Origin of the sequence: Massilia sp. Root335 (genome assembly GCF_001425685.1) — a bacterium.
In the GTDB taxonomy this organism is placed as follows: Bacteria; Pseudomonadota; Gammaproteobacteria; order Burkholderiales; family Burkholderiaceae_D; genus Telluria; species Telluria luteola.
The window spans coordinates 267,490-291,218 of the sequence record NZ_LMCY01000003.1 but is presented as its reverse complement, the minus strand read 5'-3'; the positions used below and the strand labels follow the sequence as shown (position 1 = coordinate 291,218).

At 69.0% G+C, this 23,729-nt stretch carries 14 protein-coding genes; 5 read left to right on the top strand and 9 right to left on the bottom strand.

The genetic code is table 11. The features are described from left to right. Positions 1-85: 85 nt before the first annotated feature. The 5 genes from ASC93_RS01695 to ASC93_RS01675 all read right to left on the bottom strand — a co-directional run bounded on the left by ASC93_RS01695 (position 86) and on the right by ASC93_RS01675 (position 9,041). Complete coding sequence (locus ASC93_RS01695; protein WP_056436014.1) at positions 86-1,006, bottom strand: diguanylate cyclase; 921 nt, start codon at positions 1,004-1,006, stop codon at positions 86-88. Continuing rightward, complete coding sequence (locus tag ASC93_RS01690; RefSeq protein WP_056436009.1) at positions 1,003-4,482, bottom strand: hybrid sensor histidine kinase/response regulator; 3,480 nt, start codon at positions 4,480-4,482, stop codon at positions 1,003-1,005. The genes ASC93_RS01695 and ASC93_RS01690 overlap by 4 nt, the downstream gene beginning before the upstream one ends. Positions 4,483-4,486: 4 nt before the next feature. Next, positions 4,487-5,857: an oxygenase MpaB family protein gene (locus tag ASC93_RS01685; RefSeq protein ID WP_056436006.1), complete on the bottom strand. Its 1,371-nt coding sequence runs from the start codon at positions 5,855-5,857 to the stop codon at positions 4,487-4,489. Beyond that, positions 5,854-6,720 (bottom strand): carotenoid biosynthesis protein, encoded by an 867-nt coding sequence (locus ASC93_RS01680; protein ID WP_056436000.1) that lies wholly within the window; start codon positions 6,718-6,720, stop codon positions 5,854-5,856. The genes ASC93_RS01685 and ASC93_RS01680 overlap by 4 nt, the downstream gene beginning before the upstream one ends. A 65-nt stretch (positions 6,721-6,785) precedes the next feature. Then, complete coding sequence (locus tag ASC93_RS01675; protein ID WP_082547698.1) at positions 6,786-9,041, bottom strand: TonB-dependent receptor; 2,256 nt, start codon at positions 9,039-9,041, stop codon at positions 6,786-6,788. 392 nt (positions 9,042-9,433) lie between these two features. Between ASC93_RS01675 and ASC93_RS01670 the strand changes: the two genes are divergently transcribed. Next, positions 9,434-11,038, top strand: a complete 1,605-nt coding sequence (locus ASC93_RS01670) for an alpha-L-fucosidase (RefSeq protein WP_056435995.1) — start codon at positions 9,434-9,436, stop codon at positions 11,036-11,038. Between the two features lie 113 nt (positions 11,039-11,151). Next, entirely contained in the window at positions 11,152-12,768 is a 1,617-nt protein-coding gene (locus tag ASC93_RS01665; protein ID WP_229412584.1) for a glycoside hydrolase family 28 protein, read from the top strand. 155 nt (positions 12,769-12,923) lie between these two features. Here ASC93_RS01665 and ASC93_RS01660 read toward each other — a convergent pair whose 3' ends face one another. The 4 genes from ASC93_RS01660 to ASC93_RS01645 all read right to left on the bottom strand — a co-directional run bounded on the left by ASC93_RS01660 (position 12,924) and on the right by ASC93_RS01645 (position 19,581). Further along, positions 12,924-14,165, bottom strand: coding sequence for a metal-dependent hydrolase (locus tag ASC93_RS01660; protein ID WP_056435992.1), 1,242 nt, complete (start codon positions 14,163-14,165; stop codon positions 12,924-12,926). A gap of 50 nt (positions 14,166-14,215) precedes the next feature. Next, positions 14,216-14,806 carry a 4'-phosphopantetheinyl transferase superfamily protein gene (locus ASC93_RS31850; protein WP_056435988.1) on the bottom strand — a complete coding sequence of 197 codons (591 nt, stop codon included), beginning with the start codon at positions 14,804-14,806 and terminating at the stop codon, positions 14,216-14,218. After that, complete coding sequence (locus tag ASC93_RS01650) at positions 14,806-18,831, bottom strand: Pls/PosA family non-ribosomal peptide synthetase (RefSeq protein WP_056435984.1); 4,026 nt, start codon at positions 18,829-18,831, stop codon at positions 14,806-14,808. Before ASC93_RS01650 ends, ASC93_RS31850 begins: the two co-directional genes overlap by 1 nt. 351 nt (positions 18,832-19,182) lie before the next feature. Beyond that, positions 19,183-19,581, bottom strand: a complete 399-nt coding sequence (locus ASC93_RS01645) for a TraR/DksA family transcriptional regulator (RefSeq protein ID WP_056436865.1) — start codon at positions 19,579-19,581, stop codon at positions 19,183-19,185. A 262-nt stretch (positions 19,582-19,843) separates the two neighbouring features. On the opposite strand from ASC93_RS01645, the gene ASC93_RS01640 reads away from it, so the two are divergent. The 3 genes from ASC93_RS01640 to ASC93_RS01630 are packed head-to-tail and all read left to right on the top strand — an operon-like array spanning position 19,844 to position 23,551. Next, positions 19,844-20,470 (top strand): molecular chaperone, encoded by a 627-nt coding sequence (locus ASC93_RS01640; protein WP_056436863.1) that lies wholly within the window; start codon positions 19,844-19,846, stop codon positions 20,468-20,470. Next, positions 20,467-20,691 carry a formate dehydrogenase gene (locus ASC93_RS01635; RefSeq protein ID WP_229412563.1) on the top strand — a complete coding sequence of 75 codons (225 nt, stop codon included), beginning with the start codon at positions 20,467-20,469 and terminating at the stop codon, positions 20,689-20,691. Before ASC93_RS01640 ends, ASC93_RS01635 begins: the two co-directional genes overlap by 4 nt. Before the next feature lie 40 nt (positions 20,692-20,731). Next, the gene (locus ASC93_RS01630; RefSeq protein ID WP_056435978.1) at positions 20,732-23,551 is read left to right on the top strand and encodes a formate dehydrogenase subunit alpha; all 2,820 of its coding nucleotides are present in this window, start codon (positions 20,732-20,734) and stop codon (positions 23,549-23,551) included. The last annotated feature ends 178 nt before the right edge of the window (positions 23,552-23,729 follow it).

Below are 23,729 nucleotides of genomic sequence, written 5' to 3'. Positions count from 1 at the left end.
GGCACCCCGTGCCCACGCGATGCAACCGCCGACGCGGCCGCAACGACGCCGCATGCGGTAGGGCGGGCACCCCGCGCCCGCCGATTCAATCGGCCAGCGCCGTCCGCCACACCACCCGGTTGCGGCCTTCCTGCTTGGCGCGGTACAGGTGCTCGTCCGCCGCCTCGAACAATTCGGCCGCGCTTTCCGGGCCGTGTCCGCCGAGCGTCACGCCGCCCACGCTGACCGTGAGCACCGACGCCACCTGCGACGCCGCGTGCGGCAATTCCAGGGCGGCGATCGTCGCGCACACCTCGTCCACCACGTGGCGCGCCTGGACGGCGTCCGTGTCCGGCAGCAGCAGCACGAATTCTTCGCCGCCGTAGCGCGCCGCCAGGTCGGCCGGGCGGCGCAGGCCCGCGGCCGTCGTGCGCGCGACGGCGCGCAGGGCGCGGTCGCCGGCCGGGTGGCCGTAGTAGTCGTTGTACTGCTTGAAGGCGTCGATGTCGAGCAGGGCCAGCGACAGCGGCCAGCCGTTGCGCTGCGCGCGCTGCCATTCCTGCGCGTACAGCTCGTCGAAGCGGCGCCGGTTGGCCAGCTCCGTCAGGCCGTCCACGTGCGCCAGCCGTTCCAGCATGCGGCGCTGGCGCACGAGCTGCAGGTGCAGCGCCACGCGCGCCATCACGACGGTGGCGTTGAACGGCTTGGCGATGTAGTCCGCGGCACCCAGCTTGAGGCCGTTCGCCTCGTCTTCCGGGCGGCCCAGGCCCGAGATGAAGATGACGGCGATCTGCTCCAGCTGCGGATCGGCGCGCAGCCGGCGCAGCACTTCGTAGCCGTCCAGGTCGGGCATCATCACGTCGAGCAGGATCAGGTCCGGCGCGTGGCGCGCGGCCCGTTCCAGCGCCTGTTCGCCGTTCTTCGCCAGCAGCACCGTGTATTCCGGCTTGAGCAGCTCGGCCAGCACCTGGCGGTTGATCGGGTCGTCGTCGGCGATCAGGACTTTCTGCGGTTCGACGTGGTTCACGATGCGGCCTCCATCTGGGTGTCGACGGCGCGCTCCAGCGCGTCGAGGTGGACCAGTGCGCGCTCGTACTCGATCTCGTCGACCGCGGCGCGGATGGCGCAAAGCGGCGCCGCGTGGCGCGCGTCGGTCAGCACGCCCTGCAGTTCGGCCAGCGCATCCTCGGCGCGCGCGTCGTCCGTTTCCAGGAAGCCGCGCAGGCGCGCCAGCAGCGCGCCGGCATCGAGGCCGCTGACGGCAGGCGCCTGGGCGGCGCCGATGCGGGAGAGGCCCAGCAGCACGCTGTCCAGCGCCACGATCAGGTCCGGCGCCAGCACCGACACGCGTTCGGCGCGGCCCGAGCGCAGGTCTTCCTCGAGCGTGCCGGCCAGCAGCGCCAGCGGCGCCGCGCCGATGTAGGCGGCGCCCGATTTCAGGTTGTGCGCCAGCGCCTGCAGCGGCGCGTAGTCGCCGTGCGCCAGCGCGTCGCGCATCGACTGCGGCGCGTTCACGTATTCCTGCACGAAGCCGGCGATGCGGCGGCGCAGGCGCTGCTGCTGGCCGCCGGCGGCCGCCAGCGCGCGGTGCCAGTCGACGCCGCGCACGGCCGGCAGGCTTGCCGCCGCCGCGCCGGCCGGCGCCGGTTCGGCGCGCGCCGCTTGCGCCGGCACGCGGCCGGCCAGGCGGGCCGGATCGATCCATTTCACCAGGGTGCGCAGCAGCAGGTCCGGGTCGATCGGCTTGACGACGTGGTCGATCATGCCCGCGGCCAGGCTCTTTTCGCGGTCGCCGGCCATCGCGTGCGCCGTCATGGCGACGATCGGCAGGGCGGCGCAGCCGGGCAGGGCGCGGATGGCGCGGGTCGCGGTGAAGCCGTCCATCCCGTGCATCTGGATGTCCATCAGCACGAGATCGTAGTCCCCGTCCTGCGCCATGCGGATGGCCTCCGGGCCGCTGGTGGCGGCGTCGACCCGCATGCGCGCCACGGCCAGGAAGTCGAGCGCCACCTCGCGGTTGTTGGCGTTGTCGTCCACCAGCAGGACGCGCGCGCCGGCCAGGCGGTCGGCGTCGGGCCGCTGGCCGAAGGCGGGTTGCGCGGCCGCGCCGCCGGCCGGCGCGGCCAGGTCGGGACGCAGCACCTGCAGCAGGCTGTCGTACAGCAGCGCCGGACCGACGGGCTTGGTGAGGAAGCCGGACAGCGGCAGGTCGCCTTCCTGCTGCAGCACGCCTTCGCGGGTGCAGGCGCTGACCATCAGGATCGCGGGCGGCGCCGCGAAGCGCGCGTCGGCGCGGATGCGGCGGATCGTCTCGACGCCGTCCCAGCCCGGCATCATGTAGTCCATCAGCACCACCTGGTACGGAGCCTCTTCCTGCACGGCCTGCGCCAGCCGGGCCAGCGATTCCTCGCCGGACGCGACGGCGTCGGCCTGGATGCCGAAGCCGTCCAGCATCTCGACGAGGGCGTCGCGCGCGCCGGGGCTGTCGTCGACGACCATCACGCGCATGCGCTGCAGCGCGGCGCCCGGTGCCGGCGCGGCCGTGCTGTCGGCGTCCGCGATGCCCAGCGGGACCGTGAAGGAAAAGCGGCTGCCCACGCCCGGCGTGCTCGTGACGGCGATCGTGCCGCCCATCAGTTCGACGAGCTGCTTCGAGATCGACAGGCCCAGGCCCGTGCCGCCGTATTTGCGGGTGATCGAATTGTCGGCCTGGGTGAAGGACTGGAACAGGCGCGCCAGCTGGTCGGCGTCCATGCCGATGCCGGTGTCGCTGACGGAGAAGCACAGCACGATGCGGCCGGCCTCGCGCTCGACCACGTCGACGGCGACGACGATCTCGCCTTCCTCGGTGAACTTGACGGCGTTGTTGGTCAGGTTGATCAGCACCTGGCCCAGGCGCAGCGGGTCGCCCACGAGACGGGCCGGCACGCCGCGCGGCACGCAGAACACGAGTTCAACGCGCCTGGCGTCGGTCTTGATGGCGGCGATGCTGGACAGGTGTTCGAGCATGTCGTCGAGGTCGAACGGCACGGCGTCGAGCGTCATGCGGCCGGCCTCGATCTTGGAAAAGTCGAGGATGTCGTTGATGATGCCCAGCAGGTGCTCGCCCGCGCCGAGGATCTTCCCGAGGTAGTTGCGCTGCTTCGGCGTCGGATCGGCCATCAGCGCGAGGCGGCTCATGCCGATGATCGCGTTCATCGGCGTGCGGATCTCGTGGCTCATATTGGCCAGGAATTCCGATTTCATGCGGGTCGCCGCCTCGGCGCGCAGCATGGCGTCCTGGATGCTCTTCGTGCGCAGGCCCAGGATGCGCATGAACACGAGCATGTCGAACGTGCCGCCGAACTGGGTGGAGTTCAGCGTCCAGTAGGTCGCGTCCAGGCCGCCCTTGATGACTTGCGCCTGGATCGCGGAGCTGACGAAGCTCGCGGCCCAGCCGACGAGGAAGTAGATGCCGACCGTGTCGCCGCGGCGCGCGCGGTTGAAGGCGCCGGGGAGGCCCAGCAGCATCGGCATGATGCCCAGCGAGCCGATGATGGCGACCAGCGCCCCGTCCTCGATCAGGCCGAAGCCGAAGGCGGTGGCGGCGATCACGCACAGCACGGCGCCGGTCTGCATCAGGCGCGGGAAGATGCGGTCGACGCCGGGGCGCGTCAGGGCTTCGCCCACGAACAGGTAGCCGCCGCAGGCCGTCATCAGCGAGATGATGCCGGTGGCGTGCACGGTGGCCCAGCGGCTGGTGCCCCACAGGTATTCGGCGCCGAGGCCCCACCAGGCGATGTTGTACATGGCCAGGCCGCCGATCAGCAGCGCGTACTTGGCGAACAGGATCTCGCGCAGGTTGACCCATTGGGCAAGGCTGTACAGCAGCAGGCACAGGAACAGGCCCGTGAGGATGCCCTGCACGAGCCGGTCGCGCAGCGCAGTCTCGTAGAACGTGCCCGGCTTGTCGAAGCTGATCGGCAGGATCTTGGGGCCGTTCGTGTCCACGCGCAGCAGCACGTCGTAGTTCACGCCAGGGTCCAGGTGCAGGAGGAATGCCGGCACCGGGCCCCCGCGCGCGATCGTGCCGCGCTCGCCCGTGCGTTCGGAGCCGCCCTGCGCATGGCGTTCGACGTGGCCGGCGCGCACGAGCCAGACGTCGACGCGGTTGAGCAGGCCGAAGTCGACCTTGAGCGCCCACGCGCCGTCGGTGCCCGCCGTCGCCTGCACGGGAACGCGCACCCACACGACGCCTTTCTCCATGCCCAGCGTGGCATAGGCCGCATTCGGCGCCGTGAAGCGCCCGGGCGCCGCGATGAGATCGGCGGCGTCGAAGCGGCCTTCCGGATCGCGCAGCAGCGTGACGGCGGGCCAGGCTTCGACGTGGGCCGCGGCGTCGTCCAGCACGAGCGGCGCCTGTGCGGCATGCGCGATGCCCAGCACGGAGAGCAGCGCAAGCAGCAGCGCGAGCGCGAACCGGCGCGGGCCGCGCGATGGGGTCGATAAAGGCAGTGCGAACATCGTTTTATCCTTGACGGGCGGCGGGCGCGCCGCGCCCGGTGAGGCGGCGCTCGAGGGCGTTCACCCAGCGCGGCGCCCTGGCGTCGTTGTGCCACGACTGGACGGCGTCGCTGACTTCCTTGCGCAGCGTGGCCGGCAGTTTCAGCGGGCGGGTTTCGTCCATCAGCAGCTTGGCGGTGAGCTGGTAGCCGAGGATGCGCGTGACGAGGCGCGAGATCGAGAAGCCGGGGAACACGAGGCGCCCGATGGCGTCGATGCCGCGCACGAAGGCAAAGCCCAGCACGAACAGGCCGCGCGACAGCAGCGACACACGGCCGTCCAGGCCCAGGTCGCACGACGCCTTCTTGCCGACCAGGTGGCGCGTCAGCAGCACGGGGAAGGGTTTCAGCACGCGCGGCGGAATATAGCGCTGCATCGTCGCGACGAGCGCGCCGGCCAGCGCCGGGCGCGGGTCGGATTTGCGAACCTGGCGGCGCGCGCTTGCCTGCAGGTCGTCGAACATGCGGGCCGCATCGGTCATCGTGTCCGTCATCAGGCCGGGCTCGATGCCCAGCACCCAGCCAAGCACGTTCCACGTGTGCATGTACGCTTCCTCGTCGCCTTTGGAGAGACCGAGGCCGAGGCGGCGCAGGCCTTGCAGGAACACATAGTTGAAGGTCAGCAGCGTGTACGCCAGTTCTTCCTGGTTGCAGGGCAGGCCGAGGCGGTCGACGTCCCAGCCGTGCGCATACAGCACCTGCGGCATCGTGCCGCCGAGCGCCAGGAGGCGGGGCACGCGGCGCGGCGCGACGAGCGCGTCGGCCACGTGGCCGCGCAGCACCAGATAGCGGATCATGGCGTGGATCAGGCGCACCTTGATGGCCTGGGCGACGCCGCCGCCGGCGGGGGCCGTGAGGCCGCCGTGCATCATGACGGGGAAGATCATGGCGGCGGTGGCGCGCACGCGGTAGTCCGTGTGCTGTTCCAGTTCGCCGGCCGCGTGCAGCACGGCGGCCAGGTCGGGCATCACATAGCATTGCGGCAGGCTGGCGCAGAACAGCAACGTGCACGAGGCCATGCTCATCTCCATGAACAGGACTTCGGCCCGCGCGATTTTCGAAGCGATGGCCCACTCGGGCAGCACGCGCGCCTGTTCGACGTAATCTTCCAGCGCGGCCGCCATCTCCGGGGGCAGGCCGGGGCTGGCGCGCCAGCCGTCCAGGTCCCCGTTCAGCTGCCAGCGTGCGATCTCCTTGTTCAGGACAGCGATCGTCGCCATGTCCGGACCGCCGCTCTGGCCGGGGCCGAGGATGCGCCCGATGGTGGCGTCGGCCAGCGGGTCGGCGCGCAGGGTCGGATTGTCGGCCAGGCCGGGTTCGAGGTCGTCGCGTTTCATGCGGCCTCCTTCAGTGCGGCGGCCGGCAGCGCGGCGGCGGGTTGGACGTCGGCGGCCGGACGGGCCAGGATGCCTTGCCAGCGCAGCAGGCCGGCGACCGCCGCCAGCAGCGGGAAGCCCATCGCGAACAGGGCGATCGTGCGCGCTTCGACCGGATAGCCGAGCAGCACCTGGAACACCATCAGCCCGGCATACACGCCGAGCGGCACGAGCACGTGGCGCGCGGTCGGCGGAACGGCGGCGGCCGGGCGCGCGCGCGCGAGGCGGCGGAAGGCGAACAGGATCGCGAACGACACGATCATCCAGCCGGCGAAGCCCTGCACGGTCTCGCCGAACCACCAGCCGTCCGTCTTCGCCATGATCCAGGCCTTGAGCACATACACCATGTACGGATCGACGCCCAGGTCGTAGCACGTGACGACCGTCGCGCCGACCAGCGCCAGGATGGCGTCGTGGCCAAGCGACGCGGGCGCATCGACCGGGTCCTGCCAGACGATCAGGTTCGACACCACGTAGCCGATGTAGGCGAGCGCGAACCACATCATCGGGATCACGACGGGCACGTCGCCCAGGCGCGGTCCGAGCACGGGCGTGTACGCGTAGCTGCCGAAGAACCAGCCGTACGAGGACCCCAGCTGTTCCGCCAGCCAGCCGAAGCCCGTGGCGATGGCGACGAGGCGCAGCGCGGCCCCGGCGCCGAGCAGGTGCGCGGCGCTGGCCCAGCAGCAGCCGAACATCACGAGCGAGCTGGCGACGAGCAGCATGGTGCTCTCGCCGCCGATGCGTCTGGCGAGGACGAGGAGGAAGATCGCGAGCAGGGTGGCGGAAACGACAGGCAGACGACGGTGCAGCAACGGGGGCATAGTAGGCTCCAGGGGCACGACGTAACGATAAATGCGGCCGCCGGGGTGCGGCGGCCGCGGCAGGATCAGAAACGGTAATCGAGGCGGACGTCGGCCGTGCGCGGTGCGGTCGGCACGGCCAGGCCGGAGGAACTGATCGTCATCGGGCGCACCTCGTTTTCGAGGTTGCGCACGCGCGCCAGCACGCGCCAGCGGGCGCCGTCCGGTTCCCAACCGAGGTGCAGGTCGGATTCCGTGCGGCCGGGGACGCGGTACTTCAGCCCCGCCTGCGGCACGGCGAGCAGATAGCTCGCGCTGGCGCGGGTGCCGACGCCGCCCGACAGCAGGCCGCCGGCGAGATGCAGGCTGTGTTCCCAGCCGAGCGACAGGGTGCGCGCCGGCGTGCGATCGAGCTTGACCCCGGCCCAGGAATGCACGCCGTCCGGCGCGTAGCTGGCGTAGTGCGCGTCGAGCAGCGTGAGCGCGTACGTGAAGCGGTCGGCGCTCGTCGCGAGCACCTGGCCGTCCGCTTCCAGGCCGCGGATGCTGGCCTGGCCGGCATTGGTCGTCTCGTAGCGCGGCCGGCCGTTCACGACGACTTCGTTGGACAGCTGCAGGTTGCGGTAGTCGTAGTGGAACACGGCCACGTTCAGGCTCGCCCGGCGGTCCCAGAAGCGGGTCTTGACGCCGGCCTCGTAGGCGCGCACGGTCTCCGGCCGGTACGTGAGGCTGGCGGCCGGCAGCGCGCTGGCCGCGGGACAGCCGATGCCGCCGCGGTTGTCGCCCGCCGCGCAGCCGTCGTTGAAGCCGCCGGCCTTGTAGCCGGTCGCGATCGAGCCGTAGACGAGGGTGGCCGGTGCGAGATCGTAGTCGAGGCCCAGGCGCCACGTCGTCTTGTCGGTCGAAATGCTGCCGGCGTTCAGCTCGCGCAGGTCGGTGGCCGCGTTGAACGTCGGGGTGCCCTGGTAGCCGATGTAGCCGGTGCGTGACTTGTCGTCTTCCGTGTAGCGGGCGCCGGCCGTGGCGCGCAGGCCGTCCGCGAGGCGGTAGGTCGCCTGCCCGAACACGGCCTTGCTGCGCGACTGGACCGGGTCGTTGCCGAACACATAGTAGGGCGGCAGGCCGACCGCTTGCAGATCGCGGAAATAATAGACGTCGCGCGCGCGTTCGCGGAACCAGTAGACGCCGCCCTGGGCGCTGAACGGTCCGGCGCCGTTGGTGGCGAGGCGCAGTTCGTGCGAGTCCTGGTTGTAGCTGCCGTCGAACGGCTGGCGCACGCCGAGCGCGAACGTCGGCGCGACGCGGTAGTAGAAGTTGTACAGGTAGTCGTGGTCGAAGCTGCGGTGCGCACCGAGCCACGACAGCGTCGCCGGCCCGAGATCCCAGTTCAGTTCCGCCGTCAGGGCGGACGTCGTCTTGTGCGAATGGCCCTGTTCGAAGCGCGTGTTGGGGGGATTGAAGCGGTAGGTCAGCTGGCGGTTGGTCGAATCGCCGTTCCACACGGGGTTGCCGGTCGCGATGCCGTCGTAGAAGTTCGAATCGGGGACCGTGCCGTCGTTGTTGCTGTCGTCGCGGCTCGCTTCGTAGCGCACGAGCAGGGACGCCTTGTCGCCCAGCGCCAGCTTCGCGGACAGGCGGGCGGCGCGGTCGTCGCGATCGAGACCCAGGCCGCGCGGCGTGCCGGTGCCGTTCTTCAGGTAGGAATCGTGTTCGTTCCAGGTGGCCGCGGCGCGCAGCGCGAGTACGCCGTTCACGGGCACGTTGACCATGGCGCCGACCTTGCGCTCGCCCCAGTTGCCGAGGGTGGCGTTGACGTCGCCTTCGAAGCGGTTCACGGGCGCCTTCGTGATGACGTTGACGACGCCGGCCGTCGTGTTGCGGCCGTACAGCGTGCCCTGCGGACCGCGCAGGACTTCCACGCGGTCGACGTCGTACAGTGCCACGTTCTGGCTCTGCGGCCGCGCGACGTACACGCCGTCGACCATGAACGCGGCCGACGGATCGCCTTTTTCCGTGACGTCCGCATTCGACACGCCGCGGATCGTGATGCGCAGGCCGTCGTACGAGTTTTCCAGATAAGTGTTGGGCAGCCGGGCGGCGAGCGCGCCGGGCTGGTCGGCGCCGATCTTGTCCAGATCGTCGGCCGTGAGCACGCTCAGCGCCACCGGCGTCTTCGATGCCGGCGCGGCCGTGCGCTGCGCCGTGACGATGACTTCCTGGATGCCGCCGGCCTGTGCGCCGGCCGTCTGCGCGCACGCGGGCGCAACCGTCGTGCCCCATGCGATCGCCGCGATCGACATGGCGAGCAGGCTAGGGGTCAACCGACCCTGCTGTTTCTTCATGAACTACCCCAGTTTTTATATGCGTAAGCTTGGTTCGCCGTGCACCGGGCACGGTCGCCGCCTGCGTGAATTTTCGTGAGATTGTATTGCAGGCGGGTGAAACGGAAGAGTCTAACAGGTAGTGCGAACGGGCAATAGTGTTGAGTTACCACAAAGTGATGCAAGAATGTTCACGGACCGTATCTTTTAAGCCACTGCTGGGACGGTCGTCCTCGAAGCCCTGACGCGCCAGTGTGAATATTCTGCTGAGTTGAGTCAGGCGTGCCCGATGAACTGCACGCCTGGGCCCGGTTTACGCCTTGATTGTATTTAATATATACTACACAATGCGCGAGCCGCCGCCAGCGGTCTGGACTTGATTTCGAAGCGCCGATACACACACAGGAGCGAGTTTGAAACGACGACAATTACTGAAGCATTTGGGCGCGGCGGTTCCCGCCGTCGCCCTGTCGCCTTATGCGCGCGCCGCCGACGCCCTGACGCAAACCGGTACGGGCACGATCGCGGCCGGCCCGTTCGCGCCGACCTGGGATTCGTTGTCGACCTACCAGACGCCGGACTGGTTCCGCGACGCCAAGTTCGGCATCTGGGCCCACTGGGGCCCGCAGTGCGAACCGGAACATGGCGACTGGTATGCGCGCGGCATGTACGTGGAAGGCAGCGATCACTATCGCTACCATGTGCAGAAGTACGGCCACCCGTCCAAGTTCGGCTTCAAGGATGTGATCCACCTGTGGAAGGGGGAGCGCTGGGATCCGGACGCCCTGCTGGCCCTTTACAAGAAGGCCGGGGCCAAATATTTCATGGCGCTGGCCAACCATCACGACAACCTCGACCTGTACAACAGCCGCTACCAGCCCGAGTGGAATTCCACCAGGGTCGGTCCGGGCAAGGACTTGATCGGCGGCTGGAGCCGCGCGGCGCGCGCCAACGGCATGCGTTTCGGCGTGAGCGTGCATGCGGCGCGTACCTGGACCTGGTTCGAGGATGCGCAGGGCGCCGACAAGAGCGGTCCCTACGCCGGCATCGCCTATGACGGCAAGTCGACGCGCGCCGGCGGCAAGGGCACGTGGTGGGAAGGGATGGATCCGCAGGCGCTGTACGCGCAAAACCATGTTCGGGGCGTCCCCATTCCGGACCGGGCATACTGCGAGAAATTCTTCAACCGTACGCGCGACCTGATCGACAACTATGATCCGGACATCGTGTATTACGACGATGCCGTGCTGCCCTTGTTCCCGTTTAGCGACGCCGGCTTGCGCCTGACGGCACACATGTATAACCGCAGCATCGCCAAGAAGGGCCGGAACGAGGCCGTGGTCAACGGCAAAATTCTCAATGAACAGCAGCGCCGCAGCATGGTGTGGGACATCGAGCGCGGCCAGAGCCACCAGATCGAGCCGCTGCCATGGCAGACCTGCACCTGCATCGGCAACTGGCACTACGACCGGCGGCTGTACGAGCGCAAGGGCTACAAGAGTGCGCAGACGGTGGTGCATACGCTGATCGACGTGGTCAGCAAGAACGGCAACCTGCTGCTGAGCGTACCGGTGCGCGGCAACGGCACCATCGACGAGCAGGAGCGCGCCATCGTCGAGGAAATCGGGCGCTGGATGGCGGTCAACGGCGAGGCCATCTACGACACCCGCCCCTGGGCCATGTACGGCGAAGGGCCGGTGGCGCTGGAGGGGGCCACGTCGAAGACGGGCGCCAGCTTCAACGAGGGTAAGGGCAAGCCGTTCTCGGCGGACGATGTGCGCTTCACCGCCAAGGGCAAGACCGTGTTCGCCTTCATCATGGGCTGGCCGGCATCGGGCAAGGTGTCGATCGCGGCCCTGGGCAGCGCCAGCGCGCACCTGGCCGGGCGCATCCGGCGGGTCGAGCTGCTCGGCGCCAAGGGTGCGCTGGCGTTCGAACAAACCGCACAGGGTTTGCAGGTCACGCTGCCGGCCGACATCCCCGCCCTGGCTTACGCCAACGCCTTGAAAATTTCTTGAGGAAACGGCATGAACACCGCGGCCTGCGTGCTTGCCGCATCGATGGCAACCCCGGTGCTGGCGCAGCCGGCGGCGCCGGCCATGCCGTGCTACGGCGCGGCGACGTTTTGACCGTGCGGCCCCGAAAAACCAAAGGATTAGACATGTTACCTGCACGCAGAAATTTCCTGACACGGGCCGTTGCGCTCGCTTCCGTACTCCCGGCGTGCGCGCTGGCGGCGCCGCCCATACCAACGAGCTCGCTGTTCGACGTCAAGCGTTTCGGCGCCAAGGGTGATGGCCGCACGCTCGACTCGCCGGCGGTCAATGCTGCCATCGCTGCCGCCGCGGCTGCGGGCGGGGGCACGGTGTATTTTCCGCCGGGGCGCTACCTGTCGGCGTCGATCAGGCTCAAGAGCAACATCACGCTCTACCTGGAAGCGGGCGCGGTGATCGAAGCGGTCGACGCGAGCGTGGCGCGCTACGATCTGCCCGAGCCGAACGAGGCCGGCGGCAACTATCAGGACTACGGCCACAGCCACTGGCAAAACAGCCTGATCTGGGGTATCGGCCTGGACCACGTGGCCATCGTGGGCGGCGGCTTAATCCATGGCAAAGGCCTGAATAGCGGTCACGACAAGTACACCGGCAACTACACCGACAAGCCGGACCAGCCCGGCGAAGGCGACAAGGCGATCGCGCTGCGCGAGTGCAGGAACGTGACCTTGCGCGATTTTTCGATCTTGCATGGCGGCCATTTCGGCATACTGGCGACCGGTTGCTCCAATATGCTGATCGACCACCTGACCATCGACACCAACCGCGACGGCATGGACATCGATGCGTGCAGCAATGTGCGCGTCACGAATTGCAGCCTGAATACGCCCTGGGACGATGCGATTTGCCTCAAGGCCAGCTACGGCCTGGGCCGCATCCAGCACTGCGAAAACATCACGATCTCCGATTGCATGGTATCGGGAAATTTCGACGAGGGCAGCCTGCTCGATGGCACGTTCAAGCGCAGCACGCCGGATTACCGCTCGGGGCTATACGGCCGCATCAAGCTGGGCACCGAATCGAATGGCGACTTCAAGAACATCACGATCACCAACTGCATTTTCGACACGTGCCGCGGCCTGGCGATCGAGAGCGTGGACGGTTCGCACATCGAGGACGTGTCGATTTCCAACATCACGATGCGCAACGTGGTGAACGATCCGATCTTCATACGCTTGGGCGCGCGCCTGCGTGGACCGAACAAGCCGGCGGTGGGCACCATCAAGCGCATCAATATCAGCAATATTGTCGTCTCCGGTGCGTACCGCAATCACGCCAGCACCATTGCCGGGCTGCCGGGGCATCCGATCGAGGACATTCGCATCAGTAATGTGCAGATAGAAACGCAGGGTGGCGGGGATGCGGCCTGGAGCGCGCTGGTGCCGCCCGAACTTCCCGGTGGGTATCCGGAGCCGGGCATGTTCGGCAAGGCGCCGGCGTATGCGTTCTACCTGCGTCACGTGAAGGCAATCGAGGTTCATCACGTCAAGGTCGGCTACGTCCAGCCCGAGGGGCGAACCGCGGTCGTGCTGGACGATGTCAGCGATGCCAGCTTCCATGCCGTCAATCTGCAGCGCGGGCAAGGCGGGGCGGCGCTGTTCGCGCTGCGCGACGTCAGCCAGTTCTCCGCCAAGGACGTGCGCGGCATGCCGGACCGCGAGGTCACGGGGCATGTGAATGCGCTGACATTGTAGATACCGGGACGACAGAGGGACTCGCGGCCGGCCGGTCGCTGTGTTTGTTCCCGGTTCTTGCGCCAGTACCGCGTCCACCTATGGCTAACGTCTGGTTCGGGCCGGTAACGAGCGGCCGGACGGCATGATCGCCCGGCGCTTGCACGATGCGCGGCTCAAGGCTGCCGCAACAGGTCGCCACGGGGATACCCCCAGCCCGGCACGGCATGCGGACAGGGCGCCGACGCGAGCCCGGCATAGTCGATCGTCGAGAAATTGGGACTGCCCGGCGGGCTCCAGCGCGCGTCCGTGGCCGTCGTTTCCGCGACCGACGGCGCGCGCGCGAAACGCATCCAGGCGTCGAAGTGGCAGTTGGCCTGTTGCAGCCCGCGCAGGTGCGCCAGGCTGTCGCGCTCGTCGCTTTGCCAGGCCAGCCCCGGGTCGCTGCCCCTGGCCCGGCCGGCGATCGGCGCGGGGCAGGCCGCGGCCCGGCTGACGTCCGGGGCGATGCTGAGCAGGCCGCGGCGCAGGTGGTAACTGGCGTGCGCGGCATCGGTCGCCACCGTCACGAACGACCAGCACAGCGGATTGGCGGGATAGGCGGACAGGGCGGTGTCGAGCAGGCGCTCGCCCGGGTCCAGGCGCGCAATCGCCGTCGCGATGGTGTCACGCGCCGTGTGCATGGCCACGGCCTGGACGGCGACGAAGGCGAGCGACGCGGCCAGCCCGGCGGCGAGCGCCGCGCGCGAGCGTGCGCCGCCGGGCCGCCGCGCCTGCCCGCGCGCGATCCACGCGAGCACGCCCGCCAGTGCCAGCAGGCCCGCAAGCGAACCCCACTGCAGCAAACCGGCGAACGTCACGCCGGCGGGCACGGCCACCAGCAGCGCCAGCAGCAGGCCGCGCGGCACGCGTGCGCGCACCATCAGGGCGAGCGGGATGCCGAACGCGATCCAGAACACGGGCTCGACGATGAAGATGAGGTCGCCGTAATACCAGCGCGCATCGAACGGCCAGAACGGATGCACGCCGTAGACGTTGAGCCCGTCCATCGCGATGTGCAGCAGCAGCCCGGCGCCGGTCGCGACGAGGGCCGCCAGGCGCGCGCGGCGGCTGGTGCGCAGCAGGCCGCGCGCGGCCGGCCACAGCAGCCAGACGAGGCCCAGCAGCAGCGCGGCTTCAGCGAGCGCGCCCAGCAAGGTGTGCGTATGGCCGCGGTGGTGCAGCAGATAGCCCAGCGGCGCTTCGAGCAGGCGCGTGAGCACGAGATCCAGGTCGGGGAAATTGCTGGCGAGGCAGCCGATGGTCAACAACATGCGCGTGCGTACGCGCTGGGCGTCGGGCAGGGGCTCTGGCGGCACGCTGCGGTCGACCAGCGCGCCGATGCCGAGACCGACGAGGGAGTGGGTAAGATTGTCCATGCTGCAATCTTACCCAAATCGCAAGCCGGAAGCGGGCGCGTGGAGGCGGATCAGTCCGGCGCCAGCGCCAGACTGCCCACGTAACCGTCCGGCACCGCCAGCGGCCAACAGGCGCATGCGGCCAGGCGTGCATCGTCGTCGGCGCGCCATTCCGCCAGCGCCAGGCCCAGGCACTTGAGGCGCGCCTCGCGCGCGCTCCACGCGCGCGCGAACGCGGCGGCGCGCGCGGGCGCGGGCATGCGGGCGAGCGCCGCCGCGCACGCGGGGCCGAGGTAGTCGCGGGCGACGGCTTGCCAGTCCGGGACGTCCGTCACGCGCATCAGGTCGATGCCGACGGCGCCCCCGCCAAGGCGCACGGCCGCCACCGAGAGGTCGCCGTCGTGGCTGATCGACAGCGCGACGCGCCGGCCATCGCCGAGCAGCGCATACGGCGCTTCGCCCGGCACGCCGCACAGCCGGATACGATCCGGCGGCAGGGCGCCCGCTTGCGCCAGCGCCGCCAGCACGGCGGCGCGGATCGTCCGGCGCGCCGTGGCGCGGTCCGGCTGGCTGCGCACGCCGACGACGTGCACGGGCCCGGTGCCAGCAGGCGCCTCGCCGAACCCGCCATCCGCCCACCAGCGCACGGGCAGAACGTCCATCACACCCGCTGCGGCGCCGCCGGCAAGCCGTCCCAGGCGGTCGCGGCCGGGATGTGCTCGCCCTTCATGACGAGGGTCAGCGGGCCGAGGCGGGCATTGTCGCCCACCTTCGCGCTGTACAGCACGGCGCTGCGCGGTCCCATGTAGACCTTGCTGCCGATGTCGACGTGGTCGATCTTCATCACCCGGTCCTCGAACAGGTGCGTCTGCGGGCAGGACAGCGCGTTCAGTTCGCTGTGGTCGCCGATCGTCACGCAATCGAATTCCGTGATGTCCGTCGTGTCCATGTAGACGCCGCGGCCGATGCGGCAGCCGAGCAGGTTGAACGCGATGGGCAGCCACGGCGTGCCGCGCAGGTAGCGCATGAAGTTGGGCACGGCGATGCCTTCGTACATATTCGTCACGCCTTCGGACAGCCACACGAACGGCGTCCACATCGGTTCCGCGCGCTTTTCATAGCGGCCCAGCAGCAGCCATTTGAAGGCGAGCACGAAGACATAGTTGCCGATGCCGTAGGCGAGGCCGACGAGGGCCAGGTCCCAGATCACTTCGCTCCAGCGGCCCGCGCCGGCGATCGGCATCAGGTCCAGCACGACCGTGTAGCCGACGGCGATGACGACGGCGTGCGGTGCGACGATGCGGAAGGCTTCGACGAGCGCGCGGCCGAGGCGGCGCGTCGCAGACGGGCGGTAGGTCAGGTGTTCCGGATAGCCGCTGACCTGTTCGCGCGCCGGCAGGTGGATCGGCGGCGAACCGAGCCACGTGTCGCCGCCCGTCATGCGTTCGTTCGCCGGCGCGTGCGTGTGCACGCCCACGAGCACGCCTTCCGGCAGCACGGTGCCGTCCGGGATATAGCTGCCGTTGCCCACGAAGCTGCGATTGGAGACGACCGTCGCCTCCATCGTCATCCAGCCGCCGTCGATCTGCTCGTCGCCCAGCATGACGGCGTCGGCGATGAACGTCTCGTCGCCCAGGGTCAGCATGTCGGGCACGACGCCCAGCGCCGTCGAGATCTCGGCGTCGCGGCCGACCTTGGCGCCCAGCAGGCGGTACCAGAACGGCGCGAACACGGTCGCGTAGATGCCGTGCAGGACGTTCAGACTCGATTCCTGGATATGGCTCACGAGCCATTTCTTGCAATACGCGTTGCTGTGCACGGCCGAGCGGCCCGGCATCATGCGAGGCAGGAAGCCCCAGCGGATGGCGGCCGACACGAGCATCGTCAACGCGATCAGCACGGCGGACGCGGGCAAGGCCAGCACGAAATAGCGCAACAGCTGGCCCTGGATCGAATTCTGCGCCAGCACGGGCAGCGTGCCCCGTTCGTCGAACCAGTCGATCAGCACGAAGCTCGGAAAGACGGGCATGAAGAACAGCGTGGCGACGAGCAGCATGCCGAACACGAAGAACAGCCCTTCGCCCATCAGGCGGGCGCGGCTGACGGACGGGCGCGGCGGCAGCGTGGACGGATCGAACGCGCCGGCGTCGCGCGCGGGCGAGCCGCTCCACACGCGCCCGTCGGGCACGGCGGCGCCGTCCGGCAGCGCGGACTGGCCTTCCAGGTGGCCGCGCCGGCCCACGCGGGTATTGCCTTCCAGGATCGCGTACGACGACACGCAGGCGTCGTCGTCGAGGGCGATCGCGCCGAGCAGCAGGCGGCCCCGTTCCACGCGCGCGTTCTCGAAGTTGACGGCATTGCCGATGCTGACGTTGTCGCCGATGGCGAGCAGGTCCGGCGCGCGGATCGTCAGCGAGCCGATCACGACATCGTGCCCGACCTTCGCGCCGAGCATGCGCAGATACCAGCCGTACAGCGACGAGCCGGCCAGCAGATAGGTCGGGGCGGCCTCGACGAGACGGTCGGCCAGCCACCAGCGGAAATAGGTCGTGCCCCATAACGGATAGTTGCCCGGCTTGAGGCGGCCCGCGACGAGCCATTTGCCGGCGACCGCGACGGCGAATTCGAGCAGCGTGGCAAGCAGGAACACGACGATCGACAGGGCGATGGCGCGCGGCACCGAATCGCCCGGGTCGCCCGTGAAGAAGTGGTAGGTGAAGAACGGCGCCAGCCATTGCGCCATCCGCAGCGTGATCAGCACGGGGACGGTCGCCAGCTGGGCCGCGCCGCACAGCCAGCGGCGTGCGCTGGCGGGCGGCGTCCAGTCGGGGAGGGCGGCCGTAGTGCCGGCGGCCTGGTCGAGGCTTGACGCGATGGCGCCGACCTGGCGCTGCGAATAAATGTCGCGCACCGTCACGTGGGCAAAGCGCGGATCGGCCCGCAGCGCCGTCGCCAGGCGGGCGGCGAAGAACGAGTGGCCGCCGAGGTCGCTGAAGAAATCCAGCTCGCGCCGGATCGGCTGGCCCGGGAACAGCTTGCCCAGCGCCGCGAACAGCGCTTCCTCGCCCGGCGTCTCCGCGACGTCGGATTCGGCCGGATCGCTCGGCAGCGGCGCCGACAGGGCCATCGCCTTCAGCGCCTTGCGGTCGATCTTGCCGGACGTCAGGCGCGGCATCACGGACAGTGTCTCGAAGCGGCTCGGCACCATGTACGGCGGCAGCTTGCCGGACAGCGCGCGGCGCAGGGTCGCCGGCGCCAATTGTTCGTCCGTCGCGCCGGCGGCGGGCACGAGGTAGGCGACGAGGCGGTCGATGCCGTCATCCTTGCGCAGCAGCACGGCCGTCGTGCCGACGCCTGCCTGCTGGGCGAGCTGGGCCTCGATTTCGCCCAGTTCCACGCGAAAACCCCGGATCTTGACCTGGTCGTCCGTGCGGCCGAGGCACACGACCTGGCCGTCCGGTTCGATGCGGGCGAGGTCGCCCGTGCGGTACAGGCGCGGGTCGTCCGGGCCCGCGCTCCACGGGTTCGCGAGGAATTTCTCGGCCGTCAGGTCGGGGCGGCCGAGGTAGCCGGCCGACAGGCCCGGGCCGATGATGCACAGCTCGCCCGTGTCGCCGCGCGGCAGCAGCTGCAAGCCCTTGTCCGTCTCGGTGTGGATGACGAGCAGGCCATAGTTCGGCAGCGGCGTGCCGATCGTGATCAGCCGTCCCGGTTCCAGGCGCGCGAGGCTGGCCGACACGGTCGCCTCGGTGGGACCGTAGGTGTTGAACATCTGCCGGCCCGGCCTGGAAAAGCGCTCGACCACGGTCTCCGGGCACATTTCTCCGCCCAGGTTGATGATGCGCAGGCTCGGCACGTCGTCGGCGAACAGCGCGAGCAGGGTCGGCACGGCGTGCAGCACGGTGACGCCGTTCTCCGCCAGCAGGCGCGGCAGGGCTTCCGGGTCGCCGGCCGTTTCCTTGGGACCGAGGAACAAGGTGGCGCCGACGAGGTAGGAAATCCAGATTTCCTCGAACGACATGTCGAACGCGACGGAAAAGCCCTGGTACACGCGGTCGGCGGCCGTCACGCCCAGCACTTCGTTTTCGCTGCGCAGGAAGTGGCAGATGCTGCGCTGGTCGATCAGGATGCCTTTCGGCTTGCCCGTCGAGCCCGACGTGTAGATGACGTAGGCCGGCGCGTCGCCGGGCACGGCGCCGCGCCGGCGCAGCTGGTAACCGGCGGGCGCGGGCGCGAGCAGCGCCTCGGCCGTGTGGATGGGCTGGGTGACGGCACCGAGGCGGTCGCGCATCCGCTCGCTGCTGACGAGGGCCGGCGAGCCGGCGTCGTCCATGCACACGAGGAGGCGTTCGACCGGCGTGTCCTCGTCGACGGGCAGCCAGGCGGCGCCGGCCTTGGCGATGGCGGCCTGCATCACGAGCAGGTCGATGCCGCGCGGCATCCACAAGCCGACGATGGCGCCGGGCTGGATGCCGGCGTCGATCAGGCGCGACGCGGCCAGGCTGGCCTGCTCGTCGAGCTCGCGATACGTCAGGCGGCGGTCGCCCGCGATGAGGGCGGGGTGGTCGGGCGTGCGGCGTGCGCTGGCCTCCAGCAGGTCGGCCAGGATTTCGTCGCGCAACAGTTCGGGTTGGTGCGGACCGTAGAGGACATCGGGATGCCGTGTCAGAGGAGAGATATCGTTCATCAACGGCGACTTTGGGATTTCGAGAGGTTTATTATCAAGGCAAAAACGGCGGTTCTGGCGGTCACGTGCGCGCAGCGTACCGCATTTTAACGGTCGGGCGGCGCGTCTGTTTTTCTGCTGAAGTTCTGCTGAAGAACCGGTCGGCAGGGCTCACGACATCGTTCGCCGCCCGGACATGCCGGCGGCGGCGTTCGCTGACCTGTGGCAAACGCGGCAGGCCGGCGATCGGTGGACACGACGCATCAAAAAAACGCCGCAAGAACGGCGATTTCCACGCGATGCAGTCCCCATGCAGGCGGGACAGCTGTCAGCGGTGTCCCGGCCCGGCCGCCGAGCGGCCGCGCATATCGCTTACATGCTCGGCCCGCGTCCCGTGCGGCGTTCGTGTTCGATCCGCTCCTGGCATGCGACGCACGTCTGCACCGTCGGTGTGGCGAGCAGGCGCGCTTCCGGGATCTCGCGGCCGCACGACACGCACACGCCGATCGCGCCCGATTCCAGGCGCCCGATGGCGGCGTCGATCTCGTGCAGCAGATCGGAATCGTGCTCGGCCCGGTGCTCCTCGTTATGGCTGAGCATCTCGGCGGTCGGGGCGTCGTCGTTCTGCCCCATGTGGGCGGTGGGCGAGATCGCCGGGCGGTCGTCCGTGTCGCCAACCGTGCGTGCGCGCACGGCGGCCTGCACGTCCGCGCGGCTCTTGCGCAGGCGCTTGCCGAGTTCCTCGTGGAGTTGGGGTGAGATTGGCGGCATGGTCATCGTCCTGTTCGTTGTCTGGATGCTTCCGCACTCTAATCCATAACGACCGGACCGCGCGCCGGCTTGCCGGCCGCCGCACCGGGCGTTCACGCCATCGGATTCGCTGCGCCGTCCCGGCAGCCGTCAAGCGTGCGCGCCCTCGCGTTGTCAAGGACTACACTTCCCATGAAAATTTGCTAACGGGAGAATTATGTCGGCCGAGCAGGATTCAGCGTTATCCGGATTGCATGACGGCGACGTCCCCGACGGTGTTCCCGTGCCTCCGCCGCTGGCCGGCGAAGACCAGGCCCGCGCCGACTTCTACGGCCTGTTCGCGCATCTGCTGCTGGCCCCGCCCAATGCGGCGCTGCTGGCGGCGCTGGCCGCCGCCGAACCGGTCGCGGCCGCGGGCGAGTTCGCCCTCGAGGACGCGTGGCTCAAGCTCACGCAGGCCGCCGCCGCCGTCGATGCGGGCGCCGCCCACGACGAATTCGCGGCCATGTTCATCAGCACCGGCACGCCGCCGCTGAATCCGTACGCCTCCTTCTACCTGACGGGCCACCTGAACGACGCGCCGCTGGCCGGCCTGCGCCACGATCTCGCGCGCCTCGGCCTGGCGCGTGCGCGCGGCGTGGGCGAATCCGAGGACCACCTGGGCGCCCTGTGCGAGACGATGCGCGTGCTGATCCAGGGCGGCCCCGGCATGCCGGCCCGCGGGCTCGACGCGCAGAAGGCCTTTTTCGAAGCGCATCTGCGGCCCTGGTACGCGGCCTGCCTGGCCGACGTCGCCGCCAGCCCGGATGCGAATTTCTACCGGGTCGTGGCGGGCGTCGTCGACGCCTTCCTGTCGATCGAAGCCCAGGCCTTCGCCGTGCTCGACGCCGCCGACCCGCTCGCCGCATGAGGACGACCATGGACAAGGACACCGACCCGCACCCCGATCCGGCCCGCCGCAGCTTCCTGAGGGCGGCCCCGCTGGGTGCGCTGGCGATCGCCGCCGCCGCGCGTGCGCGTGCGCCCGACGCACCTGCGGCACCGGCCGCGCCGGCGGCGCCGCGGCAATCGCAGGGCTATCACGAGACCGAACATATCCGGCGCTACTACCGCACCGCGGCATATTGGTAGACGAACCGGTGGACGAACCGGCAGACGAGAGGAGACAGGCATGACCCTGGTGAGACAATCGCGCGACGGCGGACTGAAACGGCGCCGCTTCCTCGTCGGCGCGGGCGTGACGGCCGGCGCCGGCGCCCTCGCGCGCCATCTGCCGCTGAACGTGATCCGACCCGCGACGGCGGCGGACCCCGTGCCGGCGCAAGCGCACACGGAGGTCAGGCACACCGTGTGCAGCCACTGTTCCGTGGGCTGCTCGGTGGAGGCCGTCGTCAGCAACGGCGTGTGGGTCCGCCAGGAACCGGCGTTCGATTCGCCGCTCAACATGGGCGCGCACTGCGCCAAGGGGGCGTCGGTGCGCGAGCACGGCTTCGGCGAGCACCGCCTGCGCTATCCGATGAAGCTCGTGAACGGCAAGTACGAGCGCATCACGTGGGACCAGGCCGTGGGCGAGATCGGCGACCGGCTGCTGAAGCTGCGCGCGCAGTCCGGGCCGGATGCGCTGATGGTGATCGGCAGCTCGAAGCACAACAACGAGCAATCGTACCTGCTGCGCAAATGGGTGTCGATGTGGGGCAGTAACAACTGCGACCACCAGGCCCGCATCTGCCACTCGACGACCGTGGCCGGCGTCGCCCAGACCTATGGCTACGGCGCGATGACGAATTCGTTCAACGACCTTCATTACAGCAAGGCCGTGCTGTTCATCGGCTCGAACCCGGCCGAGGCGCACCCGATCTCGATGCTGCACTTCCTGCACGCGAAGGAACTGGGCGCGAAGATGATCGTCGTCGACCCGCGTTTCACGCGCACGGCGCGCTTCGCCCATCACTACGTGCGCATCCGGCCCGGCACCGACATCGCGTTCGTGTGGGGCCTGCTGTGGCACATCTTCAGCAACGGCTGGGAAGACAAGGCATTCATCGCCGCGCGCACCCACGGCATGGACGACGTGCGCAAGGAGGTCGCCAAGTGGACGCCGGACAAGGTGACCGACGTGACCGGCATCCCGGAAGCGTCGGTGCGCATGGCGGCCGAGATGCTGGCGACGAACCGGCCGTCGTCCGTCGTCTGGTGCATGGGCATCACGCAGCACCACGTGGGCACGGCGAACGTGCGCGCGCTGTCGATCCTGCAGCTCGCGCTGGGCAATATCGGCGTGCAGGGCGGCGGCGCCAACATCTATCGCGGCCACGACAACGTGCAGGGCGCCACCGACATCGGCCCGAACGGCGATTCGCTGCCCGGCTACTACGGCATCGCGGAAGGCGCGTGGAAGCACTTCGCCACCGTGTGGGGCGTCGATTACGACTGGATCAAGTCGCGCTTCGGCTCGAAGGAGCTGATGGAAAAGCCGGGCATCACGGTGTCGCGCTGGTTCGACGCGGTGCTCGAGGATAACCAGTACGTCGACCAGCCGACCAACCTGCGCGCCGTGTTTTACTGGGGCCACGCGCCGAACAGCCAGACGCGCCTGCCCGACATGAAGGCGGCGATGCAGAAGCTCGACTTCATGGTCGTCATCGATCCGTATCCGAGCATGACGGCCGCGATGCACGGCCGCTCGGACGGCGTCTACCTGCTGCCGGCCGCGTCGCAGTTCGAGACGCAGGGCTCGGTGACGGCGTCGAACCGGTCGATCCAGTGGCGCGAGCGCGTGATCCAGCCGCTGTTCGAGTGCAAGACCGACCACGAGATCATGTACCTGTTCGCGCGCAAGCTGGGCTTCGGCGAGCAGCTCGTCAAGAACATCAAGGTCGTCAACAACGAACCCGTCATCGAAGACATCCTCCGCGAGATCAACCGCTCGTGCTGGACCATCGGCTACACGGGATGTTCGCCCGAGCGCCTCAAGCTGCACATGGAGCACAAGCGCGACTTCAATCCGACGACGCTGCTCGCCGAAACCGGTCCGTGCAAGGGCGATTACTACGGCCTGCCGTGGCCGTGCTGGGGCACGCCGGAAATGAAGCATCCCGGCACGCCGATCCTGTACGACCTGCACAAATCGGTGGCGGAGGGCGGCCTGCCGTTCCGCGCCAACTGGGGCGTGGAGCACAACGGCGAGCCTTTGCTGGCGGCCGACGGCTCGTTCACGAAGGACAGCGAGATCGACACGGGTTATCCGGAATTCGACCACGTGTTCCTGAAAAAGCTGGGCTGGTGGGCCGAGCTGACGCCGGAAGAACAGGCGCAGGCCGAGGGCAAGAACTGGAAGACGGACCTGTCGGGCGGGATCATCCGCGTCGTCATCGCGCACGGCTGCGCGCCGTACGGCAATGCGCGCGCCCGCTGCAACGTGTGGAATTTCCCGGACCCCGTGCCCGTGCACCGCGAGCCGATCGTCACGCCGCGGCGCGACCTGGTCGCGAAGTACCCGACCTACGACGACAAGGCCGCGTTCTGGCGCCTGCCGACCTTGTACAAGTCGGTGCAGGAAGTCGATTTTGCGAAGGACTACCCGCTGATCATGACGTCCGGCCGCCTCGTCGAATTCGAGGGCGGCGGCGACGAGACGCGCTCGAACCCGTGGCTGGCCGAACTGCAGCAGAACATGTTCTGCGAAGTGAACCCGGCGGACGCCGCGCAGATCGGCGTGAAGGTGGGCGACTTCATGTGGGTCGAGACGCCGACCGGCGCGCGCCTCAGGCTGATGGCGATGGTCACGCCGCGCGTGCCGGAGGGCCTCGTGTGGATGCCGTTCCACTTCGGCGGCTGGTGGATGGGCGAGGACCTGGAAAAGCATTATCCGGAGGGTGGCGCGCCCGCCGTGCGCGGCGAGGCCGTGAACACCGGGTGGACGTACGGGTATGACGCGGTGACGATGATGCAGGAGACGAAGGTGTCTTTATGTCGCTTGGTACGCGCGTAGGTGGGCGGCCCTCCGCCCACGCGCGGCGCCAACATACCGCGAACGTCTGACAACGAATGCATCAACGACGAACACATAAATACCGTCGTTCCCGCGCAAACAACGTCGTTCCCGCGCAGGCGGGAACCCAAGTTCGGGCGCAACGAAACGCTTGCAAAATTGGGCCCCCGCCTGCGCG